Origin of the sequence: Massilia frigida, assembly GCF_011682175.1 — a bacterium.
In the GTDB taxonomy this organism is placed as follows: Bacteria; Pseudomonadota; Gammaproteobacteria; order Burkholderiales; family Burkholderiaceae_D; genus Telluria_A; species Telluria_A frigida.
On sequence record NZ_WHJG01000024.1, the window covers coordinates 15,196 to 40,047 of the forward strand.

23 protein-coding genes are annotated in these 24,852 nt (G+C 64.4%); 12 read left to right on the top strand and 11 right to left on the bottom strand.

Annotated elements, in window-relative coordinates; all coding sequences use genetic code 11:
• Positions 1–3: 3 nt before the first annotated feature.
• Genes F2P44_RS35150 through F2P44_RS20905 form a run of 3 tightly spaced genes read right to left on the bottom strand, consistent with a single transcriptional unit; the run spans position 4 to position 3,698 of the window.
• Positions 4–2,235 (bottom strand): phage tail sheath family protein, encoded by a 2,232-nt coding sequence (locus F2P44_RS35150; protein ID WP_229423660.1) that lies wholly within the window; start codon positions 2,233–2,235, stop codon positions 4–6.
• A 23-nt stretch (positions 2,236–2,258) separates the two neighbouring features.
• Positions 2,259–3,116, bottom strand: coding sequence for a hypothetical protein (locus F2P44_RS20900; RefSeq protein WP_167088983.1), 858 nt, complete (start codon positions 3,114–3,116; stop codon positions 2,259–2,261).
• 3 nt (positions 3,117–3,119) lie between these two features.
• Positions 3,120–3,698: a Pvc16 family protein gene (locus tag F2P44_RS20905; protein ID WP_229423661.1), complete on the bottom strand. Its 579-nt coding sequence runs from the start codon at positions 3,696–3,698 to the stop codon at positions 3,120–3,122.
• Positions 3,699–3,982: 284 nt separating this feature from the next.
• On the opposite strand from F2P44_RS20905, the gene F2P44_RS20910 reads away from it, so the two are divergent.
• Positions 3,983–5,887, top strand: coding sequence for an eCIS core domain-containing protein (locus tag F2P44_RS20910; RefSeq protein WP_229423662.1), 1,905 nt, complete (start codon positions 3,983–3,985; stop codon positions 5,885–5,887).
• A 21-nt stretch (positions 5,888–5,908) separates the two neighbouring features.
• Here the strand turns inward: F2P44_RS20910 and F2P44_RS20915 are convergent, their stop codons facing one another.
• The gene (locus F2P44_RS20915) at positions 5,909–7,057 is read right to left on the bottom strand and encodes a branched-chain amino acid ABC transporter substrate-binding protein (RefSeq protein WP_167088984.1); all 1,149 of its coding nucleotides are present in this window, start codon (positions 7,055–7,057) and stop codon (positions 5,909–5,911) included.
• A 112-nt stretch (positions 7,058–7,169) separates the two neighbouring features.
• Positions 7,170–8,273, bottom strand: a complete 1,104-nt coding sequence (locus tag F2P44_RS20920) for an HAF repeat-containing protein (RefSeq protein ID WP_167088985.1) — start codon at positions 8,271–8,273, stop codon at positions 7,170–7,172.
• Positions 8,274–8,288: 15 nt separating this feature from the next.
• On the opposite strand from F2P44_RS20920, the gene F2P44_RS20925 reads away from it, so the two are divergent.
• Entirely contained in the window at positions 8,289–8,690 is a 402-nt protein-coding gene (locus F2P44_RS20925) for a hypothetical protein (RefSeq protein WP_167088986.1), read from the top strand.
• Positions 8,691–8,990: 300 nt separating this feature from the next.
• On the opposite strand, the gene F2P44_RS20930 is transcribed toward F2P44_RS20925, so the two are convergent.
• The 6 genes from F2P44_RS20930 to F2P44_RS20955 form a co-directional block, all read right to left on the bottom strand.
• A complete protein-coding gene (locus F2P44_RS20930) occupies positions 8,991–9,170 on the bottom strand; it encodes a hypothetical protein (RefSeq protein WP_167088987.1) in 180 nt (59 codons plus the stop codon).
• A gap of 370 nt (positions 9,171–9,540) precedes the next feature.
• Positions 9,541–9,930: a hypothetical protein gene (locus F2P44_RS20935; protein WP_167088988.1), complete on the bottom strand. Its 390-nt coding sequence runs from the start codon at positions 9,928–9,930 to the stop codon at positions 9,541–9,543.
• 514 nt (positions 9,931–10,444) lie between these two features.
• Complete coding sequence (locus tag F2P44_RS20940) at positions 10,445–10,780, bottom strand: hypothetical protein (protein ID WP_167088989.1); 336 nt, start codon at positions 10,778–10,780, stop codon at positions 10,445–10,447.
• Between the two features lie 407 nt (positions 10,781–11,187).
• A complete protein-coding gene (locus F2P44_RS20945; protein ID WP_167088990.1) occupies positions 11,188–11,484 on the bottom strand; it encodes a hemolysin XhlA in 297 nt (98 codons plus the stop codon).
• A 369-nt stretch (positions 11,485–11,853) separates the two neighbouring features.
• Positions 11,854–13,950 (bottom strand): TonB-dependent receptor, encoded by a 2,097-nt coding sequence (locus F2P44_RS20950; protein WP_167088991.1) that lies wholly within the window; start codon positions 13,948–13,950, stop codon positions 11,854–11,856.
• A 116-nt stretch (positions 13,951–14,066) separates the two neighbouring features.
• Positions 14,067–16,406: a DNA polymerase II gene (locus F2P44_RS20955; protein ID WP_370662730.1), complete on the bottom strand. Its 2,340-nt coding sequence runs from the start codon at positions 16,404–16,406 to the stop codon at positions 14,067–14,069.
• A 149-nt stretch (positions 16,407–16,555) separates the two neighbouring features.
• Between F2P44_RS20955 and F2P44_RS20960 the strand changes: the two genes are divergently transcribed.
• From F2P44_RS20960 to F2P44_RS21005, 10 genes are all read left to right on the top strand, one after another.
• The gene (locus F2P44_RS20960; RefSeq protein WP_229423663.1) at positions 16,556–17,149 is read left to right on the top strand and encodes a DUF302 domain-containing protein; all 594 of its coding nucleotides are present in this window, start codon (positions 16,556–16,558) and stop codon (positions 17,147–17,149) included.
• A gap of 94 nt (positions 17,150–17,243) precedes the next feature.
• Positions 17,244–17,612: an ArsR/SmtB family transcription factor gene (locus F2P44_RS20965; RefSeq protein ID WP_229423664.1), complete on the top strand. Its 369-nt coding sequence runs from the start codon at positions 17,244–17,246 to the stop codon at positions 17,610–17,612.
• A gap of 139 nt (positions 17,613–17,751) precedes the next feature.
• On the top strand, positions 17,752–19,113 hold the full coding sequence (gene soxC, locus F2P44_RS20970; protein ID WP_167088992.1) for a sulfite dehydrogenase: 1,362 nt from the start codon (positions 17,752–17,754) through the stop codon (positions 19,111–19,113).
• Positions 19,097–20,155 (top strand): c-type cytochrome, encoded by a 1,059-nt coding sequence (locus F2P44_RS20975; protein WP_167088993.1) that lies wholly within the window; start codon positions 19,097–19,099, stop codon positions 20,153–20,155. The genes soxC and F2P44_RS20975 overlap by 17 nt, the downstream gene beginning before the upstream one ends.
• Before the next feature lie 74 nt (positions 20,156–20,229).
• Complete coding sequence (gene soxY, locus F2P44_RS20980) at positions 20,230–20,691, top strand: thiosulfate oxidation carrier protein SoxY (protein ID WP_167088994.1); 462 nt, start codon at positions 20,230–20,232, stop codon at positions 20,689–20,691.
• A 44-nt stretch (positions 20,692–20,735) separates the two neighbouring features.
• Positions 20,736–21,047, top strand: coding sequence for a thiosulfate oxidation carrier complex protein SoxZ (soxZ, locus tag F2P44_RS20985; RefSeq protein ID WP_167088995.1), 312 nt, complete (start codon positions 20,736–20,738; stop codon positions 21,045–21,047).
• 82 nt (positions 21,048–21,129) lie between these two features.
• Entirely contained in the window at positions 21,130–21,936 is an 807-nt protein-coding gene (gene soxA / locus F2P44_RS20990) for a sulfur oxidation c-type cytochrome SoxA (RefSeq protein ID WP_167088996.1), read from the top strand.
• 10 nt (positions 21,937–21,946) lie between these two features.
• Entirely contained in the window at positions 21,947–22,570 is a 624-nt protein-coding gene (soxX, locus tag F2P44_RS20995) for a sulfur oxidation c-type cytochrome SoxX (protein ID WP_229423665.1), read from the top strand.
• A gap of 28 nt (positions 22,571–22,598) precedes the next feature.
• Positions 22,599–24,311: a thiosulfohydrolase SoxB gene (soxB, locus tag F2P44_RS21000; protein ID WP_167089093.1), complete on the top strand. Its 1,713-nt coding sequence runs from the start codon at positions 22,599–22,601 to the stop codon at positions 24,309–24,311.
• The gene (locus F2P44_RS21005; protein ID WP_167088997.1) at positions 24,308–24,832 is read left to right on the top strand and encodes a thioredoxin fold domain-containing protein; all 525 of its coding nucleotides are present in this window, start codon (positions 24,308–24,310) and stop codon (positions 24,830–24,832) included. Before soxB ends, F2P44_RS21005 begins: the two co-directional genes overlap by 4 nt.
• The last annotated feature ends 20 nt before the right edge of the window (positions 24,833–24,852 follow it).

Here is a 24,852-nt window from a genome sequence, read left to right on the forward strand (position 1 = left end):
GCGTCAGGATTTTTGCATCTGTTGCTGGAAGGTGATCTCGATGAATTCGGCCGGCCGGCTGACCGCCACCAAAATGGTGACGCGCAGGATGCCTTCGAGGATATCCTCGGCGGTCATGGTTTCGTTCAGGCCGACCGCGACACTGAAGGCATCGTCCGGGCTGGCGCCGGCCAGGCCGCCGCGCTTCCAGATGCCGGTCAGGAAGTTGCGCGCCATGCTCTTGATGGTGACCCAGGTGTTGGCCACGTTCGGCTCGAACACATAGGCCTTGCTGGCCAGACGCAGCGACTCTTCCAGCATGATCATGGTGCGCCGCACGTTGATGTAGCGCCAGTCCAGGCTATTGCCGTCGAGGGTGCGCGCGCCCCATACCAGGGTGCCTTCGCCGATGAAGGTGCGGATCGCATTGATCGATTTGCCGGTGGTGCTGACGTTCAGGTCTTCCTGGTCGTCGTGGGTGATGTTCACCGAGGGCGAGGTCACCGCCGCCAGGCTGACGTTGGCCGGCGCCTTCCAGACCCCGCGCGTATTGTCGACCATGGTGTACAGGCCGGCCATCGCGGCGCTCGGCGGCAGCAGGTTGAGCTTGCGCTGCACGGCCAGCAAGATGCGCGAGTACAGCGGGCTGATCGCCACCAGGGTGTTGTGCACGGTGGCAATCTGGTGCAGCCGGTCGGCGCCGTCCTCGACTGTTTTCCAGTCCTTCACGATGGCGTCCAGGGTCTTGCCCACCTGGTTGGCCTTGATCCGCGCCGCCGGGCTCTTGCTGGTGTCGGCGTACAGCACGCTGGCCAGGTCGTTGCTGAGCAGGTCCTTGAGCTTGAGGCGGTTTTCCGCATCGAAATAAGTGAAATCGAGGTCCTTGGCGGCCACGATGGTGGTGTTTACCCATGGATAGTAGGCGGCGCCGAAGGCCAGGAAACTGGTGCCTACGCCTTCGCGGAACTCGTTGACGGGACCGTCGTTCAATTCCTTGTCGCCGTCGTACACATCGAGGATGGCGAAACGGCTCTTCATCTTGTAGCCGCAATGCATCAGCATCTGGGCTTGCAGGGAGTAGCAGTCATTTTTGGCCAGCAGCACGGCTTCCGGAATGACCAGCATGGTCGGCTCCTGCTCCTTGAGCAAGACATTGATGCCGGCCTGCAAGGCATCGCTATCGGGCATGGCGCTGTAGTCGCCCACCGAGACGATATGGCAGGCGCCGCCGCCGTTCTGGAAGAACAGTTTCATGCTGTGGTACAGCAGGTGCTTGCCGCCGGTCTTGGCCAGCTTGTAAGGTGCAAGCGGGCGCGCTTTTTCCGCTTTCAGTTTCAGCGCGTAGGCGGGGACTGCGACGAGGGCGGCGGCGTCGGCCGCGGCCTGGGCATCCTTGGCGGCCTGGTCCGCTTCCTTGTAGGTTTTTTCCTTGACCACTTTCTCCGCGTCGGTGGCTTTGTCGAACTCGGCCTTGGCAAGGTCCGCCTTCTTGCGCAGATCCGCTGCCTTGTTGGCGGCATTCTCGGCGGCAGTGACGAGGTCGGACGCATCGCCGGGCTGTGCCGGGGCGGCGCCGGACTTGGCGCTATCGCTGGCGGCCGCCTCAGCCTTTACAGCCTTGTCCTCGGCCGCAGCGGACGCGGCTATCTTCTCGGCGTTATCGGCATCGCCCTCTAGCGCGGCCTTGGCCGCGACCGCCTCTTCCCTGGCCTTGGTCGCCAGCTTGGGCAAGTCGGGTTGCACGGGGCTTTTGTCACCGGCGGCGCCGGATTTGGCACTGTTGACGGCGGCCTCCTCAGCCTTTGCCGCTTTGTCCGCAGCTTGTACGGACTTGGTTTTTTTATCGTCATCATCGGGGGCGGCGGCCGACGCGGCCTTGGCCGTTTCCGCATCTGCCTTGGCGGCGTTCGCTTTCTCGCGCAATTCAGGATTTTCGACGCCGGCCGCAGGGGCCGTGCCAAGGCCAGGGGCAGGGGCGGCGCCGTCCGCCGGCAGCGCGGCGGCCGAAAAGTCGGCGTCGTCCTGGAGCTTGGTTATACCGAAGGTAAACACCGGCGCTGGCGGCCCGCCGAAGTGGGCTTCGAATTCGGCCATCGAACTGATCCGCATGGCCTTGTTGGTCAGGGAGGAACCCTTGTAATCGGCAAACTGCGTATGGCCGACGAAGGCGGGCACCGCGGTCGCGACCTCGACCACGGAGTTGGGGAAAGCGTTCTTTTCAACGATGTAGACCCCGGGAGTTTTATATTGCGCCATCTTGCGTCCTTTCTGGTGGGTAATCAGGGGATGTAGATTTCCGACACTAATACTGGTACGGCACTTCCTTCTGTAATTTCCCGCCCGATGGCTGCCACACTGGCATTCGGCAGTCGCTTGATGAGAATTCTTATGCCCAGCTCGCCCTGGTCGCGCAGCTGAAGGCGCTGTTGCGGGGTCTTGCGCATCTCGATGGCCTGTTCGCTGGCAAAGGTCAGGGCCGAGCGGTTGCCGGGCAGCGGCGTGCGCCCGCGCGCGCTGAAGCGCAGTTTGCCGTCGAGGTCGACGATGACCGGATCAGGGGCATCCAGCTCGCTCAAGAAATGGTATGTCCAGACGCTGGCGCGGGCGCCGAAGCGCACCAGCCAGACTGGCGCGGCGGCCTGCGCCAGCGCGGCCGCCACGTCCGCCAGGGCCAGCACCATGAAAAACGCCGGCCTGGCCGGCGCGCCTGGCGCCGCCAGCGCCGCAGCCTTGTCCGGCACGCGCGCACGGCGCCAGGCCGCCGGCCCGGCCAATTGCTCCGGGTGCAGGCGCCAGCGCCCCGGGCCCTCGGCCTGGGCCCTGGCGCTGTGGAAAAACAGGCAGGCGTCGGGCGCGGGCGCATCGAGTCCGGTAAACAGGGAAAAGTGGGGATCGGTCGAGAGCACGCCAAATTCGAGTTCGGCCGCGTGCTCGTGCCCGCCCTGCAGATCGGCGCGGGCCGCGTCCTGGGCGACCAGCGCCAGGCCGTGGGCGGACGGGCGCGTGAGGATGCCGAAGCGGTCGAGCAGGGCGGCGCATTGCGCCGTCGGCACGAAACGGAAATTGCCGCTTGCCCCAGCGGGGAAATACGCATGCTCGGCGCATAATTCCAGGAGGAGGGAATAGGCGCCGCGCATGGCTTAGTGGCTCGCGCTGGTGATCGGTTCGGCCACTGTGCCGACCTGGTGTGTGATGGGGTCGCCGCCCACCGTAATCATGCGCACCTTGTACATGACGGATGGCAGGTAGCGCCCGCTCAGCATGGTCCAGAGATTGCTCAGCTCATGGGTCTTGAGGTTCTCGATATCGAGCAGCAGCCGTTCGATGCGCTCATCGAGATCGGGCGTCACCTGGTGGTCGAACACCGGCGTGCGCTGGAAGAAGGTGATCGCGCTGGAAATGAAGCGCAGCGCCTCGGGATAGTTTTTATCGCTGAAATTGGCGGCCACCACCACGTACAGATTGAGGAACAGCGGCCGGCTGTAGACCGGTGTGCGGCCGGCGCCGGCGCTGGGCGCGAATGCCTGCTGGGGCAGCGTGTCTTTCTCGATATTGGTCAGGCAGATCACCACCTTGTTGGCGATGTGCGGGGCGATGGCGCCATTCTGGCCGATGATATTCGAGACCACCACGATATCGTCGGTGAGCTTGTGGCTACGGCGCAAAAACTGGTTCAGCTGCTGCGCGAGGTGATCGATGGCGGCCTCAATCATCGGCATGCTCCGCGCCTGGAAAGCTTGGGCAAGACGATCGACAGGCTCATTCGAGATATCCCTTTTGTTGTAATTTCGGAAGACTTTATCATAAGACACTCTGTTGTTTTTTTTATTTTTGCGATGTCGCAATTGTCACATCAACGTGGTAATTTATGAGATTGGGAGGGCTATTCGGTGCTCGATATCGCTGGCGGAAACTGTGCCGTCACGACGCGGCGCGCAGGCGAGCGCGGCCGTAACGGCGGGCTCCGCGCCGTTTTCGTGGTTCTGTTCATGCGAGGTGAACGATGAGTTCTGGCGCGCCTTACGACGCGATACAAAGCGGTCCCGGATCGCAGCGAGAACGGCAGGCGCGCGACAGCGCGACGCCGGATCGCGCGGCCGGCATGGGTGTCGCGCAGTTGGTCGATGGACGGGCGCAATCGGCCGCGCACATGCGCTTGCAGGATCTCGCTGACAATCGGTCACAGGCGCGCCAGGGCAAGGCCGTCGGCAGCCTGATACAACATAGTGCGCGCGTACGACAGCTGCATGCGCTGGCCGCCATGGCGCAGCAAGCACCTGCGCAGCGTCAAGCCAGGGCGAACAATTCCGGCCTGCCCGATCAGCTCAAGGCCGGCGTGGAAAGCTTGTCCGGGGTGAGCATGGACCACGTCAAGGTCCACTACAACTCGGCGCAGCCGGCGCAGTTGAATGCGCATGCGTTCGCGCAGGGCAGCGATATCCACGTGGCGCCGGGCCAGGAACGCCATTTGCCGCACGAAGCCTGGCACGTCGTGCAGCAGGCCCAGGGCCGGGTCGGGCCGACGCTGCAGATGAAGGCGGGCGTGGCCGTGAACGACGATGCTGGCCTGGAGCGCGAGGCCGATGTGATGGGAGCGCGGGCTGCCGCGAGCAGTGCATCGCCAGGGCAATACGAAACCGCCACGGCGGCTGGCGGGGGCGCCGGGCTGGTTCAGCGCTATGTGCTCGAGATCGCGGACTACGAGGGTGCGGCGCTCGATACCGATCAAGCCGGCCTGGTGGCCATCAAGGCTTATCTGGAGCGGCTCATCGTTGCCCGCGATTCGGTGCGGATTGCCGGCTTGATGGATCAGCTGCATCAGCACGACCCCGGGCGCGTGGCGGCCGTCGATCAGCACCGGCAGGTGTACGTGGCGGGCTTGATGACGCCCCTGGGGCAGGACGACGATGCGCTGCGGCTGGGCATTCCCGTCGCGCCGAACGCCGCCCATCCCATTCCGCGAGCGATCCACCGGTTCTGGTCGGGCGGGCCGTTGACCGATTCCGCCCTGGCAACCTTGCTGGAATCTGCCGCCAAGACGCACAACACGCCGTGGACCCACACGCTGTGGCATTCGGATGCGTTTGAGGCGGGAATCAGGAAGCCGGAGCCGTCGGCATGGAAGTTCATGGGCGCCGAGCGCGACGCGTACGATGCGGACCAGGCCAAGATCCTTAAAAGGAATCGGCAACGGCAGCGGTTGCGGGACGCCGGCTACCAGACCCGGGCGATCGAGGAATTGGTGGCCAATGGGAATGCGACTTCCGGCGTGACTGCGCAAGAGCTCGGTACGGCATCGCGCATCGCGGCCAATTCGGTCAAGCAGGGCGGGCACGATGCCTGGAATGATTTGAAGTATTTCTCCGATATCGCCCGGCTGATGTATCTGCACGCGGGCGGCGGGCACCACATGGATGTCGATATTGGCTTGGGCGACATGGACATGGAGCGGCAATATACGCACAGCGACGCGGCCGGCGAAGTGCCGCTGATGGGCACGCTGGCGCGCGACATGAGCCTGGGCGGAGGCGGGCAGGAAGTCGCCCCGCGGCTGGAACATGCCAAGGCGTATCGCGACAATCCGTATTCCGGCGGCGTATCGGAAGATGAGTATGCGCAGGACGTCGCCGCGCTGGGCGAGCGCGCCCAGGCTGGCGCCGGCATGTACAACGCCTTGATCGCGACGCGGGCCGGGACCGGCAACGTGCGCGCCGCGGTCGACCGGATCATGCGCAGCATGCGCGTCGCCGGTCCCGGCTTATCGACCGGCATGGTGGCCAACCGGGAGTTGCTGGGCGGTGACAGGGCGAGTGACGGGCACGCGGACAGGCTGCAGGCTGGCTATGCGCAGTCGGTGCCTCCCTATCTGTTGAGGCTGCAACACCTGACCGACGACAGCGATCTCTGATCCGCCTGCCGGCCACGCCGCTTACTGGATGACGCTGAGACGGTGGCGCTTGCCGCCCTTGAAGGTAAACAGCGTCAGGCGGCCATCTTTCACGTCGCCCCGGGCATCGAAGGCGATCACGCCGGTCACGCCCTTGTACTGGCCCTTGGCCAGCGCCGGCAGATACACGGACGGATCGGTGGAGCCGGCCTGCTGCATGGCGGCCACCATGGCGTGCATGGCGTCGTAGGCATACGGCGCGTAGGTCATCACGTCGATGCCGTAGCGGCGCCGGTAGGCTGCGCGGAAATCATCCATGCCTTTCTGCTGTTGCGCGTCCACCCCGCCCGCTTCCGCGCAGATGACCTGGCCATCGGCCATGCCCTCGCCGGCGAGCCTGGCCAGCGAATCGGAACACATGCCGTCGCCGCCCATGAAGCGCAGCGGCATGCCCAGCTGCTTCATCTGGCGCAGCATCGGCCCGGCCACGGCATCCATGCCGCCGAAGAAAATCAGGTCCGGCTTGGTGGCCTTGATGGCGGTCAGGATGGCGCCGAAATCGGTGGCTTTGTCGGTGGTGTACTGTTGCGCGACAATGCGCGCGCCCTGGCCGGCGGTCTTGATGTTCTTGATGAATTCGTCGGTCAGGCCCTTGCCGTAGGCGGTGCGGTCGTCGATCACGGCAATCTGCCTGGCCTTGCCGGTCTGGACCGCGTACCTGGCCAGCGCCGCGCCCAGTTGCTCGTCGTTGGCGACGTTGCGAAACGCCGTCTTGTAGCCCTGGCGCGTGTACTTGGGGTTGCTGGCGGACGGCGAAATTTGCGGAATGCCCGCGTCGTGATAGATTTTCGAGGCCGGGATCGTGGTGCCCGAGGTTTCGTGGCCAATCACGCCGCGCACCTTGGCGTCGACCAGCTTTTGCGCCACGATGGTGCCTTGCTTGGGGTCGCCGGCGTCGTCCTCGGCGAGCATCTCGACGCGGTAGCGCTTGCCGCCGATCAGCACGCCCTTGGCATTGAGCTCATCGACCGCCATGCGCGCGCCGTTTTCATTATCCTTGCCGAGGTGGGCGATGGCGCCCGAGGTGGCCGCCACGTGCCCGATGCGGATCACGTCCTGCGCCTGCGCCACGCCGCCCGACAAGCTGGCCAGCACGGCCGCCCGCAGCACCCATCCAGAATTGAACCGCATAGCTTCCTTTTTTCGTTGACGCGGCCGGTACGCCGCAATGCGGCCAGCATACCATGCAGGGATTGTGCGCGCGCCTGCGGCTTTGCAGCGCAGGCGGGCCGCATCGGCCGTCTCAGTTGCCCGCGCCGGTGAGCTCGATGCCGCGGCTGCGCAAGCGGTACAGCACGGCCAGCCCGGCCATGGTCAACACCGCGGCGATCAGGGTCAGCAGCTCGCTGCCGCCGCGCGTCATGACGGCGGCCGCGTTCGAGGCCATGGTCGCGGCGGTCATGCCGTGGTCATAGGTGGCGCCGATGACGAATTCGCGGTCGTTGATGGCGTTGGTCAGGTGCAGGCCGTGGCCGCTGCGGTGCACGGTCATCTTCTTGTCGCGCCACACGAAGGACATGCGCTCAGTGCCGACCAGCACCGTGCCGACCACGTGGCCGGCGTTGTTGATATCGGTGGCGAAGCTGTTGTAGTTGCCAATCAGCGCACCCAGGTCGACCATGCGCTTGCCATCGTGCACAAAGGCGCGCCAGCGGCGGTCTTTGGTTTCCGACGCGCCGACCACGACGCCATCGTCGTTGATCGCCATGGCCGAGCTTTGGCGGCCACCCAGGGTACCCAGGTCGACCATGCCGCGCTCGGGCGTGTACAGGAAGGCGTGACGGTAGCCATCCGCGTTGGCGGCGGTGCCGGCCACCTGCCTGTGCTTGTTGATGCCACTGGCGTAGCTGATCTTGCCGCCCAGGGTGCCGAGATCCTGCAGTTGGGCGCCGCCGTCGTTGATGAAGGCATGCCAGTCGCCGTTCGGCATGTCGGCAAAGCCGACGCTGATGCCTTCCTGGTTGATGCCCATGCCGTAGCTGCTGGGGCCGCCGAGGGTGCCCATCACGCGCATGCCGCTGCTGCGATGGAACAGGAAGGCATTCCAGCTGCCATCCTTGTTGCGGACCGAACCGATGATCTCGCCGCGGTCGTTGATCCCGCGCGCATCGCTGTGCATGCCGCCGCGCGCGCCGAGGTCGGTGATCTTGCCTTTTTCGAACAGGACGCCGCGCGTGTGGCCGTCGCCGTCTTCCAGCACGGCGGCCACCTGGCCGGCGGCGTTCATGTCGTAGGCGATGGTCGACTCGCCGGGCGGCACGGCGATGCCGAGCGATTGGGGACGGGCACTGGCCTCGCCTCCCAGCAGGAACAGAACGGCGAGGCAGGCAGGCAGGGCAGGGCGCATGCGGAATTCCTTTCGATGATGGGCGTCAGTGTGGCATCCGTTGCAAAACGAATATCGGTAAATATACGCCAACATTGCGATCTTGAGGAATTTGTTTTGCTATGTCATGGCAAATCGATTGCGCAGGCGATGTGGGAAGAAAAAAACCGCGCAGGGCGGGTTGCTGGCGTCGATGGCAGGACAGGCTGGCTGTCAGATGTATTTTTCGATGACGCGGATCATGGCGGGCACCAGCTGGGCCAGGAAAACGAGGCTGGCAACCCAGATGATGATCGACGGTTTCGCCTCGGCTATTTTGGCGTGGACATCGGCGATGTCCGCTTTGGTCGCGCCATTGGCCTTGATCACCGCAACATCGATTTTGATGGCGGCCACATCGGCTTCCAGCTTTGTTATGCGGGCTTCCATGCCCCATGATCACGCAGTTCGTCGCTCATGTCCATACTGTTCCTTGATGAAGTTAAGGTTTTTGCCTGAGGATGACAGTCCGTTGCAAGTCAGACTTGCCGGGAGCCGGATGAACCGCCGCCATGCGATGTGAACAACTCCGTTCCACACGTTGCACAGTCCGCCGGTTCGACGATGCGTTGGTAAAAGTGGTTCCTACGGGGCGGCTTGTTGGTAGCTGGCAGTGCGGATGTCAGATGAGCTTCTCTATGAGGCGTACAACGACCGGCACCACCTGGGCCAGGAACATGAGGCCGGCTAACCAGATGATCATTGCGATTTCGCCTCGGCTACCGTACTGCGTATTTCAGTACCCAAATCGGCGATGTCCGATTTCGTTGCGCCATTGGCCTTGACCACCGCAACATCGATCTTGATGGCGGCAACATCGGCTTCCAGTGCTGTAATGCGGACTTCCATGCCACCATGATCACGTTGTTCGCCGCTCATGTCCATCGTGTTCCTCGAAGGTGTTATGGTTTTTTGCCCGTGGATGAGAGCCCATTTCCAGGACCGGCGTCACGGGAGCCGGATGATCAGCCGCCATTCGATTAGCGTGCGTCCGCTCAATGCCAGGCGGCCCTGCGGGATCGACGTTGGGTTGGTAAAGGTGGCTGGTACGGGGTCCGTACTGCTGATCACAGTAAGACCGCGTCCATCGACATTAGTTCTGTTCTTGCGGCGCAATGAAGCATGGTGTCGCCAGCCTGGCTGTCGAGCGTCAATGACCTTGTGCGCGTCAGCATCAGGTTCAAGGTCAATGTGACATGGATAAAACACCGCCACGGGCGGGTTATCGAGCGCCAACGATGAGCGCGTGTCAGATGTACTTTTCGATGAGATGTACCGCTGCGGGTACCAGCTGAGCCAGGAAAACGAGGCCTGCAACCCACAGGATAATTGCCGACTTCGCTTCGGAAACAGCGCTGCGTATTTCCGAACGTACCTGCGCGATCTCGGAATGCATCTCGGCCCGCACCGCCGCGAACTCGGAACGCATCTCCGCGCGCACTCTGGCGAATTCGGCATGCATCTCGGCCCGCACCTCGGTGAACCCGGAACGCATTTCGGCCCGCACTTCGGCAATATCCGATGTCGTTGCGCCATTGGCCTTGATCACCGCAACATCGATCTTAATGGCGGTGACGTCGGCTTCCAGTCTGGCTACGCGCGCTTCCATGTCACCATGATCGCGCAGATCCTCGTTCATGTCCATTGTGTTCCTTCATGATGTAAAGGATTTCGCCCGGTGATGACAAGCGCATGCATGGACACGGCACGTGGGGGAATAGACAATTGCCACGCTGAAGGCAGGCGCATATTCAGCCAAGGCCGGCTTTGCCGGCGGCGCATTGCGAAACGTGCTCGCACAGCGCCAGTTCCGCTTGTGACAGCAAGACCTCGTCCATTGAAGTTGGTTCAGTTGGCGGGACGCCTGCAAGCAGGGGGCACCCCTCAATCGCTAGTCTGCCGGCCAGCAATAAGCAGGCACGCGCACCGTTCATGTAGGTATGGGATGTGCGCTGCGTGCAGTGAAAGTAATTGGACAGTGCTGGCGCAGCATTGTTCCCCGGACCCGGCCAGCTTTGCGCGGCGTGCTTCCCGAACACACGGAAGACGCCTGCCGTGCATGGCGTCTTGGGCCTGGCCGTCCGGTTCCACGTCACGGATGGATGTGCAAAAACCGGCTTAAGGCGGGGCGTTGGCCGACACGGACGGGCGTGTCAGATGTACTTGTCGATGAGACGTACCGCTGCGGGTATCAACTGAGCCATGAAAACGAGGCCTGCAACCCACATGATAATTGACGACTTCGCTTCGGACACAGCGCTGCGTATTTCCGAACGTACCCCGGCGATCTCGGCCCGCATCTCGGCCCGTATTCCGGCGAACCCGGAACGCATCTCCGTCTGCAGCTCGGCACGCAATTCGGCGACATCCGATTTGGTCGCGCCATTGGCTTTGATCACCGCGACATCGATCTTGATGGCGGTGATGTCAGTTTCCAGTCTGGCTACGCGCTCTTCCATGTCGCCATGATCGCGCAGTTCATCGTTCATGTCCATCGTGTGCCCTCGTGATGTCAAGGATGGCGCCCGGGGATTGCAAGCGCTTGCGTGGACATGCTGCCCAAGGAGAAAAACAACTGAACTGCCACGCCATGCGATAAGGGCAGGCAGATATTGAGCCGGGGCCAGTCCTGACGGCGACGTGTTGCACGACGTGCCCGGACCGGGCCGGTTCCGCGTGTGATGGTAAGACCTCGTCCATTGAAGCTGGTTCTGTCGAGAGGGCGCCAGCATGCACGTTGTCATCTCTCAATCGCGTTGCCCGCCAGCCAGTCAAAAGCAGGCGCGCGCGTCATTCGCGGTGGTATGGGATGCGCGCTGTGTGGCGCAAAATGAAAGCAATTGGGATGTGTAAAAAACCGCCCGAGACAGGCTCGTGACCAGCGACGATGGACGTATCAGATGGTCTTCTCGATCAGGCGTACCGCTGCGGGTATCAACTGAGCCAGGAAAACGAGGCTTGCAACCCACATGATAATTGACGACTTCGCTTCGGACACGGCGCTGCGTATTTCCGAACGTACCCCCGCGATCTCGGAGCGAATCTCGGCCCGCACTTCGGCGATATCCGATTTCGTCGCGCCATTGGCCTTGATCACCGCAACATCGATCTTGATGGCGGTGATGTCAGCTTCCAGTCTGGCTACGCGGGCTTCCATGTCACCATGATCGCGCAATTCATTGTTCATGTCCATCGTGTTCCCTCATGAGGTCAAGGATGTCACCCGGTAATCACAAGCGCCCGCATGGACAGGACACCCGGCGTGATGGGCAAGCGCCACCCCATGCGATGAAGGCAGGCGCTTATGCAGCCGGGGCCGACCCTGCCGGCGCCGCGTTGCAAAACGTGCTCGCACAGCGCCGGTACTGCTTGTCACAGTAAGACCTCGTCTATCGTGTTTGGTTCGCCGCATGGGCGTCGTCACGCGTGCGGCGCCGCGCTGGCTGGCAGCCACCCGGCCAGCGATGAGCAGGCGCTTGCACTGTTCATCGTGGTACCGCTTGGCCTTGCGCGGATGCGCTGGGAAAGCAATCGTCCTGATTGCCTTGAGTTGGCGCAGGCCTCAGAACGCGTAGCGCGCCGTCAACTGGACCGAGCGTGGCGCGCCCGGCAGGTTCAGGTTGCCGTTGCTGCCGTGTCCGGCGACGATGTACTGGCGGTCGGCCAGGTTCATCGCGTTCAGCTGGATGTCGACCTTGCCCTGGCGGTAGTAGGCCATCGCATCGATGGTCGCATAGCCCGGCAGCGTCACGGTATTGCCCGGATTGGCGAAGCGCTTGCCGACGGCATTGGCGCCACCGCCCACGCCAAACCCGTTGCCGAGCGACTTGGTCAGCCACACGTTGGCGCTGTGAACGGGCGTCAGGGTAGGGCGCTTGCCCTGCACCGGCTGTCCGGCATCGACGGCGACCGACGACACCGAGCGCGCATCCAGATACGCGTAGCCCGACCACAGCTGCCAGCCATCGCCCAGCTTGCCGGCGAAGGTCAGCTCGATGCCATCGCTGCGCTGCGTGCCGATCGGAATCAGGCGGTTGGTGGCCGGGTCGGTGGCCTTGATGTTGGTGCGCTCCAGACGGAACAGCGACACCGAGGCGCTCGCATTGCCGTCGAACAGGTCGAACTTGGCGCCGACTTCCTTGTTGGTGGTTTCCTCCGGCGCGATCTGGGCATTGTTCGCAGCCAGCGCAAATGATTCGCCCGACGGCTGGAACGACTTGCTGAACGAGGCGAAGTACGATTGCGTCTCGCCCGGCTGATACACCAGGCCGGCGCGCGGACTCCAGGCACGGTCGACGCGGGCCAGGTTCGACTGGCCGGCACGGCGTTCGCGCGTTTCCTGTTCAAAGCGGTCGAAGCGCACGCCGGCCAGCGCCTTCCATTGGGCCGACAAGGCCGCCATATCCTGCACGTAGGCGCTGGCCACCGTCATCACGCCCAGGTTGTCGGTCGAGGGGGCGGCGCTGACGGTGAACGGCAGCACCGGCGCAACCGGATTGAACAGCTTGACCTTGGCGATATTGTTTTGCGAGCGGAACAGCTGGTCTTTTTCCTGCTTGCCGACTTCCACGCCGTACAGCAACTGATGGCGCATGCCGGCCAGCGTGGCGATCTGTTTCAGCTCGGTCTGGTTGAAATAGCCGCTCTCGTCGCGCAGCACATTGCTGCGGTTCAGCGACGCCGTCAGCGCCTTTTCATCGACCGCGCCGGCCAGCGTGTTGTTGCGGTCGAGCGTGTAGTTGTAGTGGCGGAAGGTATTGCGCAGCGACCAGGCATCGTTGAAACGGTGATCCATGGTGAAGCCGAAGGCCTTCACCTCCGCTTCGGAGTAATCGTTGTCCTTCGCGTTGGCCGCGCCGTAGTAGGTGCCGGCAGGCACATCGACCGGCTTGCCGCGATACGCGGGCACGCCGAAATCGGTCACCCGCTTGTCGTTCAGGTATTCGGCCTGCAGCAGCACCTTGGTGGCGTCGCTGATCTTGAGCGAGACCGATGGCGCGAACGCTTCGCGGTCGAGGAACTGCTGGTCGCGGTAGCTGTCGGCGCGTTCGATGGCGCCGGTCACGCGCAGCGCCACCGGGCTGGCGCTGTCAGCGCGGGCGACGTCGATTTCGGCGCGGCGCTGGTTCCAGCTGCCGACCTGCAAACTCACTTCGTTCTTGTTGATGCCGGGTTTCTTGCTGATGCGGTTGATCAGCCCCCCGGACGAACCGCGTCCGTACAGCACCGAGGCCGGCCCCTTGATGATCTCGACCTGCTCGGTGTTCGACAGGTCGCGGAAGTACAAGGCATCGTCGCGCATGCCGTCGACAAACTGGTCGGCGATGGCGGTAAAGCCGCGGATGGTCACCTGGTCGCGCTGGCCGTCGCCGTGCGACAGGCCGATGCCCGGCACCGCCTTGAGCACGTCCTGCAGCGAGCGCGCGCCCTGGTCGCGCAGCACGGAGAGCGGCACCACGTTGACGGTTTGTGGAATATCGCGCAGCGGCGCGTCGATCTTGGTCGCGCTGGTGGAGGTGGGCGGGTTGTAGCCGGCATCCTGGTCGCGCGTGGCGGTGACGGTGATTTCCTTGAGCGCGGTCTGCGCCAAGGCGGAACTGGACAGCTGGGGAAGTGCGAGCGCGATGATGACGGCCAGCCGGGTCTTTTGCATTGCCATGGTACGTCCTTGTTTTTACGTTGCTTAATAATTACTACGAATGATAATGATTCCTATTACTATTATTGCTGAGCAACGTCAATATGGCAAATTTATGTGAGACGCATGGTTTTTCGTCAGAACAAGGTCTGCTGCAAACTGGTGAGGCTGGCGAAATCGTCGCCCAGGAAGGGCAGGATGGCGTCGGCGATCGGCTGCAGCTGGCGCGTGACGTAATGGTCGTAATCGATGCGCGAGCGTTGCGTTTCCAGCGGTTCGGGGCCGGCCAGCGTCATCACGTACTGGATCCAGCCGCCTTTCTGATACTGGAGCGGACGGCCGTGCAGGCGATTGAAGTCGTCGGCAAGGCGCGCGGCGCGCACCGGCGGCGGCGTGCTGCCCTGGTAGTCCGCCAGCGGGCGGCGGATGCGCTTGCGGTACACCAGCAAGTCGTCGAAGTCGCCGCGCAAGGTGCTGTTGACGTACTCGCGCACATAGTCGCGGTAGCTTTCGCGCCTGAAGATGCGCAGGTACAGCGCTTGCTGGAATTGCTGCGCCAGCGGCGTCCAGTCGCTGCGCACCGTTTCCAGGCCCTTGAATATCATCTCTTCGGCGCCGTCGCTGTTGCCGACCAGTCCCGCATAGCGCTTCTTGCTGCCTTCTTCCGAATTGCGGATGGTCGGCATCAGGAAGCGCCGGTAGTGGGTTTCATACTGGAGTTCGAGCGCGCTGCCGAGGCCGAACTCCTGCTCCAGGTGCGCGCTCCACCACGCGTTGACGTGGACCACCAGCGCGCGCCCGATCTCGCCCGCCTGCGCGTCGTCGTGCGCGTGCTTGAGCCAGACGAAGGTCGAATCGGTGTCGCCGTAGATCACCTGGTAGCCGCGTTCCTCGATCAGCTCGCGCGTGCGGTGCATGATCTCTTGCCCGCGCAGCGTGATCGAGGATGCCAGGCGCGGATCGAAGAAGCGGCAGCCATCCGACCCGAGTACGCCGTAGAAGGCGTTCATGATGATCTTGAGCGCCTGCGACAGCGGCTGGTTGCGTTCGCGCTTGGCCGCCTCGCGCCCCTGCGCGATCTGGCTGACGATGGCCGGCAGGCAGTGCTTCTCGCGCGCAAAGCGCGCACCGCGGAAGCCCGGCACGGTGGCGCCGCTGTCGTCGCGCAAGCCTTCGACCAGGCCGACCGGATCGATCAGGAAGGTGCGGATAATCGAGGGATACAGGCTTTTGTAGTCGAGCACCAGCACCGAGTCGTACAGGCCGGAACGCGAATCCATGACGTAGCCGCCCGGGCTGTTTTCGCCGGCGATATCGCCCAGGTTGGGCGCCACGTAGCCCTGGCGGTGCATGCGCGGCAGGTACAGGTGCTCGAAGGCGGCCACCGAACCGCCGCTGCGGTCCACCGCCAGCCCGGTCACGCTGGCCCGTTCGAGCAGGAAGGGCAGCAGCTCGGTCTTGTCGAAAATGCGCGTGACCAGTTCGCAGTCCTTGAGGTTGTAGTGTGCCAGTGCCGGCTTGTCTTGGTTGAAGCGGCGTTCGATTTCGGCCATGCGCTGGTAGGGATTGTCGATCGCCTTGCCAACGCCGAGCAGGGTGCGCGCCACGTTTTCGAGGCTGAACGAGGAAAAACGCCAGGTCGCCGATTTGAGCGCGTCGATGCCGTCGATGATCAGGCGCCCGGCCGCGCCGGCGAAGAAGTGCTGCTGCTTGCCGTGTTCGCGCCATTCCATCGGGCTGCCGTCGCGCCCCAGGCGCAAGGGCACCTGGCAGCGCTGCGCATGCTGTTGCAGCACGCGCAGGTCGAACTGCACCACGTTCCAGCCGATGATGGCGTCCGGATCGTGCGTTTCAAGCCAGGCATTGAGGCATGCCAGCATGTGCGCGTGGCTGTCGCAGTAGTCGAGGGCGAAGTCGCGTGGCACATCGTTGCCGTTCGGCGGTCCCAGCATGTAGACCTGGCGCTGGCCGCAGCCTTCGAGCGCGATCGAATACAGCTCGCCGCGCGAGGTCGTTTCGATGTCGAGCGAGACCAGTTTCAGGCGCGGGCGGTAGCCCGGCCCCGCTTTCAGGGGGCTGTCGGGCGCATCGTGGAACAGCACCGGCGCGGTGATGAAGCGCTCCATCAGGTAACGCTCGGGCGGGCGGATATCGGCTTCGTAGACATCGATGCCGAACTCGCGCAGGCGCTTGGCCTGCCTGGTCAGCTGGCGGTACTGCTGGCAGTACAGGCCGAACACCGGGCGCTGGCTGAAGTCGCGCAGGTCGAGCGAGCGCAGTTCGCAGCCGCGTTCGCCCTGCAGCAGCGCGGCGACCTGGGTGCGCCACTGTTCCGGAATGAAGGCGACCGAGAGTTGCTTGGACAGGCGGATGCGGCGCGGCCCGGCATCGGTGGCAAGCCAGAAGTCGACCTCGGTGCCGGCGGGGGTGTCGCGCCAGTGTCGGGTCAGGAGAAACCCCTGCTGCGGTGAATTCACAATGCTACCTTGAAAGCGCTTGCCGGATGGCGCGCATATTCTAAGCCATCCCGGGTGCCGGCGGTAAGGGGAGGGCGCGGCGCCGATAAAATCGCGGCCGGCGCCGATCCGCATTATCATGCCTGCGTACCGACCACCTTTCACAGCTTATGTCCGACCACGCGATGACCCCGACCTTCCCGGCCCTGCCCATGCGCCTGCTGCTGGCTGCCGCGCCGCTGCTGCTGGCCGCCTGCGGCACGCTCAACGCCGCCGCGCAGGCCGAGCAGGGCGCCGGCGCCGAGCTCGGGCGGGTATGGGATCGCTGGGTCGACTCCGGCGGCGACATCGCTGCCGCCGTTACGTGGGAACGCAAGGTGCGCGCCGGCGTCAGCGTGGCCGAGATCGAGGATGCCTTCGCCAGCGTCGCCGCCGAAGACAATGTGAAGATGGTCGGCACCCTGCCGCTGTCGACGGAATTGCAGGCGCGCTCCGGCAGGCCGGAGAGGTTCCTGAAAGTCTATTCCTACTGCGACCCGGAGACGGCGCGCGCGATGGTCGATTTCAGCCCGCCCATGGCGGCCTTCCTGCCCTGCCGCATCACGGTGCTGGAAAAGGAGGATGGCTTGTGGCTCTACACCATGAACATGGATATGCTGACCAAAATGGGCCGCACGCTGCCGCCCGAACTCAAACCGCGCGTGACGCGCATGCGCGACGCCATGTGGAAGATGCTGGAGCGCGGTTCACGCGGCGAATTCTAGTGTTGTTTTCCGCATTGCAACATCGAAATCGCTTGTGCGACAGGTGCGGATTTGGTTATATGCGTATATCGGCATAGATAAGACGCATACCAGCATGGATCCGGAACTCGACAGTGAACAGATGAGCGAAGTGTTCGAAGAAGTGTCGAACTATTTTTCGCTGCTGTCCGAGCCGACCCGGCTCAAGATCCTGCACGCGCTGTGCCATGGCGAGCGCTCGGTGGGCGCCATCGTCGGCGAGATCGGCGCCACCCAGGCCAATGTGTCGCGCCAGTTGAACATGCTGTACCGGGCCCGCATCCTGGGACGGCGCAAGGAGGGGGCGCAAGTGTATTACCGCATCGAAGACCAGAATACGATCGCGCTGTGCCGCACGGTGTGCTCCCAGATGGCGGAAAAGGTCAAGAACAGCCGCCGCATGGGGCAGGGCGCGATCCAGGGCTTCATGGGAGCGGACGCCTGACACGGTGGCGCACGCGCAGGTGGCGTGGAGCATATGCGCGCATGGTTATATGCGTATGTGCTCATATAAGTAAGCGATTGTACGGGCGGGTCGGAAGTTCCGATGCCGTTTTCAACAAGGCAAGCGAGAGGCAGCGGCAATGACGACTCCGATACGCAAAAGCGGCCGTGTGCAGGCCGCCCCCGAGCATTTCCTCGACGGCGGCCTGGTCGACGAGATCAACCGCGCCGGCATGGATAGCGCGCGGCGCGGCTTCCTGCGCCGCAGTTTCCTGGCGGCCGCCGGTGCCGCCGGCGCCGCCATGGCGGCGGGATCCGCGCTGGCCCAGGATGGCGCGGGCGATCCCAACATCCTGATCCTGCCCGAGCATTCGCGTACCCTGGGCAAGCCGGTCGTGACCAATCCCTACGGCCAGCCCTCGCAGTACGAGGCCAATCTCCAGCGGCGCGAATCGCCCGGGCTGACCCGGGTGGCGGCGGCCTCGGTCTCGTTCACGCCGCTGCAAGGGCTGTTTGGCATCATCACCCCGTCCGGGCTGCATTTCGAGCGCCATCACCAGGGCTGGCACGATATCGACCCGACCAAACACCGGTTCATGATCAACGGCCTGGTGAAAACCCCCAAGGTCTACAGCATGGATGACTTGATGCGCATGCCGTCGGTGTCGCGCATGCATTTCATCGAGTGCGGCGCCAACACGGCGATGGAGTGGGGCAATGTGGCGGTGCCCTCGGTCCAGTACTCGCACGGCATGCTCAGCTGCAGCGAATTTACCGGCGTGCCGCTGCCGGTCCTGCTGGACGATTGCGGCTACGACAAGCGGCGCGCCAAAGTCGTGCTGGCGGAAGGGGCCGACGGCTCGTCGATGACCCGCACGATCGGGCTCGACCGCGCGCTCGACGACGTCATCGTGGCCTGGGCCATGAATGGCGAAATGCTGCGCCCGGAACACGGTTATCCCTTGCGCCTGGTGGTGCCCGGCGTGCAGGGCGTGTCGTGGGTGAAATGGCTGCGCCGCATCGAGGTGGGCGACCAGCCGTATGCCACCAAGGACGAGGCGCTGCACTACATCGATGCGCTGCCGGACGGCACCTTCCGCCAGTACACTTCGATCCAGGAATGCAAATCGGTGATCACCACGCCGTCGGCCGGCCAGCGCTTGCTCGATACCGGGTATTACAACATCACCGGGCTGGCCTGGTCCGGGCGGGGCAAGGTCAAGCGGGTCGACGTGTCGGTCGACGGCGGGCGCAACTGGCGCACGGCGCGCCTGGAAACGCCGCTGCTGTCGAAATGCCTGACCCGCTTCAATATCGATTGGAACTGGGATGGCGCGCCCGCCGTGCTGCAATCGCGCGCCATCGACGAAACCGGCTATGTGCAGCCGAAAATCAATGAATTGCGTGCCGTGCGCGGCACCCGGTCCATTTATCACAACAATGCAATCCAGTCCTGGCAGGTTGCGCAATCGGGCGAGGTGTCGAATGTCCAGGTCTATTAACGCCGCGCTCGCGCTGGCCATTGCCGTGCTGGCCTGCGGCGCCGGTGCCGCTCCCCCGGCCATGCCCGGCCGCCCGGCCACGGCGCAGGAAGTGGCGGCCTGGGATATCGATGTGCGCCCCGATTTCACAGGCTTGCCCAAGGGTTCCGGCAGCGTGCTGGCCGGCCAGGCCGTCTGGGAAGGCAAGTGCGCCTCCTGTCACGGCACCTTCGGCGAGTCGAACGAGGTATTCACGCCGCTGATCGGCGGCACCACCGCCGCCGACGCGGCCAGCGGCCGGGTAGCCTCGCTCGTGAGCGGCCGCCAGCCCCAGAAAACCACGCTGATGAAGCTCGCCACCGTGTCGACCCTGTGGGATTACATCAACCGCGCCATGCCCTGGACCGCGCCCAAGTCGCTCACCACCGACGAGGTGTACGCGGTCACCGCCTACATGCTGAACATGGGCGAGGTGGTACCGGACGACTTTGTGCTGTCGGACCGGACCATGGCGCAAGCCCAGCAGCGCATGCCGAACCGCAAGGGCATGGTCAGCAAGCACGGCTTATGGGACATCAAGGGCAAGCCCGACGTCAAGAGCGTCGCGTGCATGACACATTGCCCGGTCGAGGCCACGGTGCGCTCGTCGCTGCCGGACGGGGCGCGCAATGCGCACGGCAACCTGGCGCAGCAGACCCGTGGTTTTGGCGCCACCCGTGGCGTCGATACAACGCAGGCGGGACCAACGGCGCGCCTCGCGGCCGTCGCGCCAGCCGTCGCCACGGCGCCCGCAAGCGGACCCGGTAAAGCGACCCTGGCGCTGCTCCAGCAGCACGCCTGCATGGCCTGCCACGCGCTCGATACCAAGGTCGTCGGCCCCAGTTTCAAGGCGGTGCGCGAGAAGTACCAGGGCGACAGTGCGGCCGCCGCCCGGCTGGCGGACAAGATCAGGCAGGGCAGCGCCGGGACCTGGGGCCCGATCCCGATGCCGGCGCAGGGGCAGGGGCAGGTCACGGATGCCGATCTTGCCGCGATGCTAGCCTGGATCCTGGCAACACCCTGATCAACGAACATGGCCAGCGGCGACCCGGATCGGGTAGTCTTGGTGTGAAGCAGTCATATACATTGGAGAAGATGATGAATCAAGATCGACGCAAGCTCATGCGCATTACCGCGGTGCTGGGCGCGGCATTCGCCGCCGGGCTGCTCAAGCCGTCCGACGTGTTCGCTGCCGAATGGAGCCAGAAGGTGTTCGATGCCAAAAGCCTGGAAGCGGCCCTGAAGGAACTCGGCGGCGACAAATTCACCGTCAGCGCCGACGTCACGATCACCGGGCCGGACATTGCCGAAAACGGCGCCGTGGTGCCGGTCTCGGTGGCCAGCAAGGCGCCCAATACGGATTTCATGGCCATCCTGGTCGAAAAGAACCCCAGCAGCATGTCGGCCAGCTTCAACATCCCGCCCGGCACGGAAGCGGCCGTCACCACGCGCGTGAAGATGGGCGGCACCTCCAATGTGCACGCCCTGGCGCGCGCCGACGGCAAATGGCTGCTCGCCTCCAAGGAAATCAAAGTGACGCTCGGCGGCTGCGGCGGCTGACTTGTTTCCCTCATCTTCTCCCCACATCAACAAAGGAAACGATCATGGCTGATCCAATGCGCATTCGCGCCAGCGCCACCGGCGAGCTGGTGGAAGTCAAAATCCTCATGCGGCACGATATGGAAACTGGCCAGCGCAAGGACGCGGCCGGCAAAGTCGTCCCCGCCCATTTCATCAAGACCCTGGTGGCCAAGGTCGGGGAGAAGGTGGTGTTCGACGCCAACTTCGGCCCCTCGGTGTCCAAGGACCCCTACCTGTCGTTCAAGTTCAAGGGCGCGGCCAAGGGCGACAAAGTGAGCGTGACCTGGGTCGACACGGCGGGCGATACGCGCACCGACGAAGGCACGATCACCTGACCGGACGCCTTACCGGACGCCGTACCGGACGCCTGAAGCAAATGCGGCGCAGACCGCCCATGACAACAACAAGGAGACGACCATGATCAACCAGCGCACATTGGTGCTCGCTGCGGGACTGCTGGCCACGACCGGCACGGCGCTCGCGCAGACCTCGGCCACCGACGAGATTGCGAAGTACCGCCAGATGCTGGCCGACGGCAATCCCGCCGAGCTGTGGGAAATGCGCGGCGAAGAGCTGTGGAAAACCAAGACCGGCCCGAACAAGGTATCGCTGGAGCAATGCGACTTCGGCAAGGGGCCGGGCGTGTTGAAAGGTGCCTACACCGAACTGCCGCGCTACTTCAAGGACGTCAACAAGGTCATGGACCTGGAACAGCGCCTGGTGCACTGCCGGGTCACCCTGCAAGGCTTGAGCCCGGCCGAGGCCGTCAAGACGCCGTTCGGCGCGGCCGGCAAGAAATCCGACATCGAAGCGCTGGTATCCTACATTACCTCCGAGTCGCGCGGCATGAAGATGGCGGTCTCGACCGCGCACCCGATGGCGCTGCGCGCTTACGAAACCGGCCGGCAATTGTTTTTCTACCGGGGCGGCTCGCACGATTTTGCCTGCGCCACTTGCCATTCGGTCGACGGGCAGCGCATCCGCCTGCAGGAATTGCCGAACATCCTCAACACGCTCAACGCCCAGGCCGCCTACACCACCTGGCCGGCCTACCGCGTCTCGCAGGGGGAAGTGCGGACCATGCAGCACCGCCTGACCGACTGCTTCCGCCAGCAGCGCTTTCCGGAACCGCTATACGCGTCCGACGTGCTGACGGCGGTGACGATGTTCCTGGCAAAAAACGCGAACGGCGGCGTGTACGCCGGACCGGCCTTGAAACGATAGGGGAGACGAGATGACACCAATCGCACGCATGATTTGCGCCAGCCTGGGCGCCGCCAGCATTGCCGGCTGCGCCACCGTGGCCGCCGATACCGATTACCGCCAGGCTGCGCTCGACATGATCCGCCAGGATTTCCGTTCGGCCGGGCCGGCCACGGTGGAGCGGGTCGCCGTCAGGGACGAGGCGCAGCAACTGTGCAGCCAGTATCCCAAGGAGCGCCCGCCCGAGGTGGCGGCGCGCATCGAGGCGGCCCAACTGGCGGCGGTCAAGCCGCCGGCCGATGGCAAGTACATAGGCAACTGGCAGGAAGGCGAAAAGATCGCGCAAAACGGGCGCGGCATGCAGTCGTCGGACGCGCTGGGCGCGGTCAACGGCGGCAATTGCTATGCCTGCCACCAGATCAGCAAGAAGGAAATTTCGTTCGGCAATATCGGCCCATCCCTGTACCAGTACGGCAAACTGCGCGGCAACAGCGACGCCATCCTGACATACACCTGGAACAAGCTGTATAACGCGCAAGCCTACAGCGCATGCTCGAACATGCCGCGCTTCGGCCACAACGGCGTGCTGACCGAAGCCCAGCTCAAGGACGTGATGGCGCTGCTGCTCGATCCCAAGTCGCCTGTCAACGAGTAGCCGCCCCAACCGAGGAGCCAGCATGGGAATGAACCGGCGCGAATTTGCGCAACTGATGGGCATCGCCGCCGCCGGCGGCATGCTGCTGGGCGCGAAAGGGGCGCTGGGAGCGCCTGCCCCGGGCCACTTGTACGACCTGGCGCGCTTCGGCAACGTGCATTTCCTGCACTTTACGGATTGCCATGCGCAGCTCAATCCGGTGTACTTCCGCGAGCCGAGCGTCAATCTCGGCATCGGCCAGGCGGCCGGCAAGATGCCGCACCTGGTCGGCGAAGCGCTGCTGAAACAGGTGAACATCAAGCCCAACACGGCGCAGGCGCACGCGTTCACCGCGCTCAACTTCGAGCAAGCCGCGCGCACCTACGGCAAGGTGGGCGGCTTCGCCCATCTGGCCACCCTGGTCAGGCAAATGCGCGCCAGCCGTCCCGGCGCGCTGCTGCTCGACGGCGGCGACACCTGGCAAGGCTCGGCCACGGCCTTGTGGACGCGCGGCCAGGACATGGTCGATTGCGGCCTGCTGCTGGGCGTGGACGTGATGACCGCGCATTGGGAAATGACCCTGGGCGAGAAGCGGGTGCGGGAAATCGTCGGCACGGATTTCAAGGGCAAGGTCGATTTCGTGGCGCAGAATGTCAACACCACCGATTTCGGCGATCCGGTGTTCGCTCCATACGTGATCAAGGAAATGAACGGCGTGCCGGTGGCCATCATCGGCCAGGCGTTTCCCTACACGCCGATCGCCAATCCGCGCTACCTGACACCCGACTGGAGCTTCGGCATCCAGGAAGAAAACATGCAGAAGATGGTGGACGAGGCGCGTGCCAAGGGCGCCAAGGTGGTCGTGGTGCTGTCGCACAACGGCATGGACGTGGACCTGAAAATGGCTTCGCGCGTGCGCGGCATCGACGCCATCCTGGGCGGCCACACCCACGACGGCGTGCCCGAACCGGTGATCGTGGCCAACGGCGGCGGCAAGACCCTGGTGACCAACGCCGGCAGCAACGGCAAGTTCCTGGGCGTGCTCGATTTCGACGTGCGCGGCGGCCAGGTGCGCAATTTCCAGTACCGCCTGCTGCCCGTGTTCTCCAACTTCCTCCCGCCCGACAAGGACATGGCCGCGCTCATCGGGAAGATCCGCGCGCCCTACGAAGCGAAGCTGAACGAAAAACTGGCGCGCACCGAAGGCACCCTCTACCGGCGCGGCAACTTCAACGGCACCTTCGACCAGTTGATCATCGACGCGCTGATGGAGGTGAAGGGCGCCGACATCGCGTTTTCGCCGGGCTTTCGCTGGGGCACGTCGCTGTTGCCCGACAGCCCGATCCGGATGGAACACTTGATGGACCAGACCGCCACAACCTACTCGTACAGCACCCTGAACGAGATGAGCGGGAGCACCATCAAGACCATCCTCGAAGACGTGGCCGACAACCTGTTCAATCCCGACCCCTACTACCAGCAGGGCGGCGACATGGTGCGGGTGGGCGGCATGACGTATGCCATCGACCCCGGCGCCGCGATGGGCGCGCGCATCAGCGACATGCGCCTGCACGGCAAGCCGCTCGAGGCCGGCAAGGCGTACAAGGTGGCCGGCTGGGCGCCGGTGGCCGAGGGCGCCAGCGGCGAGCCGGTGTGGGACGTGGTGGCGCAGTGGCTGCGGCAGCAGAAAACCGTCAGCCCGCGCAAGCTCAACACGCCGCGCCTGATCGGCATGCAGGGCAATCCGGGCTTGATGGGATGAGCCAGCGCGGCACGCTGATGCGCCTGCGGGCGGCCGCCGCCTGGCTGCGGCGCAGCGCGGCCGTGCTGGCGGCGCTGGCGCTGCTGGGGACCGATACCATGGCCGCCGGCGCCCAGGCCCTGGATGCGCCGCGCGCGCTGGCTGCCGAGGCGGCGCAGGCGGCGCAGCGCGGCCAGCCGCTGCTGCTGCTGTTTTCGCTGCCCGGCTGCGGCTACTGCGACGTGGTGCGCCGCAATTACCTGCTGCCGCTCACGCGCGACGGCGATGAACAGGCGCGCCCGGTGGTGCGCGAAGTCGGCCTGGCCGGCACGGCGCCGTTCACGGGATTTAATGCGCAAGCGAGCAGCGGCGCCGCGCTGGCCGCCCATTACCAGGTGCGCATCGCGCCGACCGTGCTGCTGCTCGACGCCCGCGGCGCACTGCTGGCGCCACCGCTGGTCGGCGGCGACGTTTCCGGGATGTACGGCGCTTACCTCGACGCGGCGCTGGCGCAGGCCCAGCGCAAGATCGCCAGCCAATAGCCATATCGAGAAAGGACCTG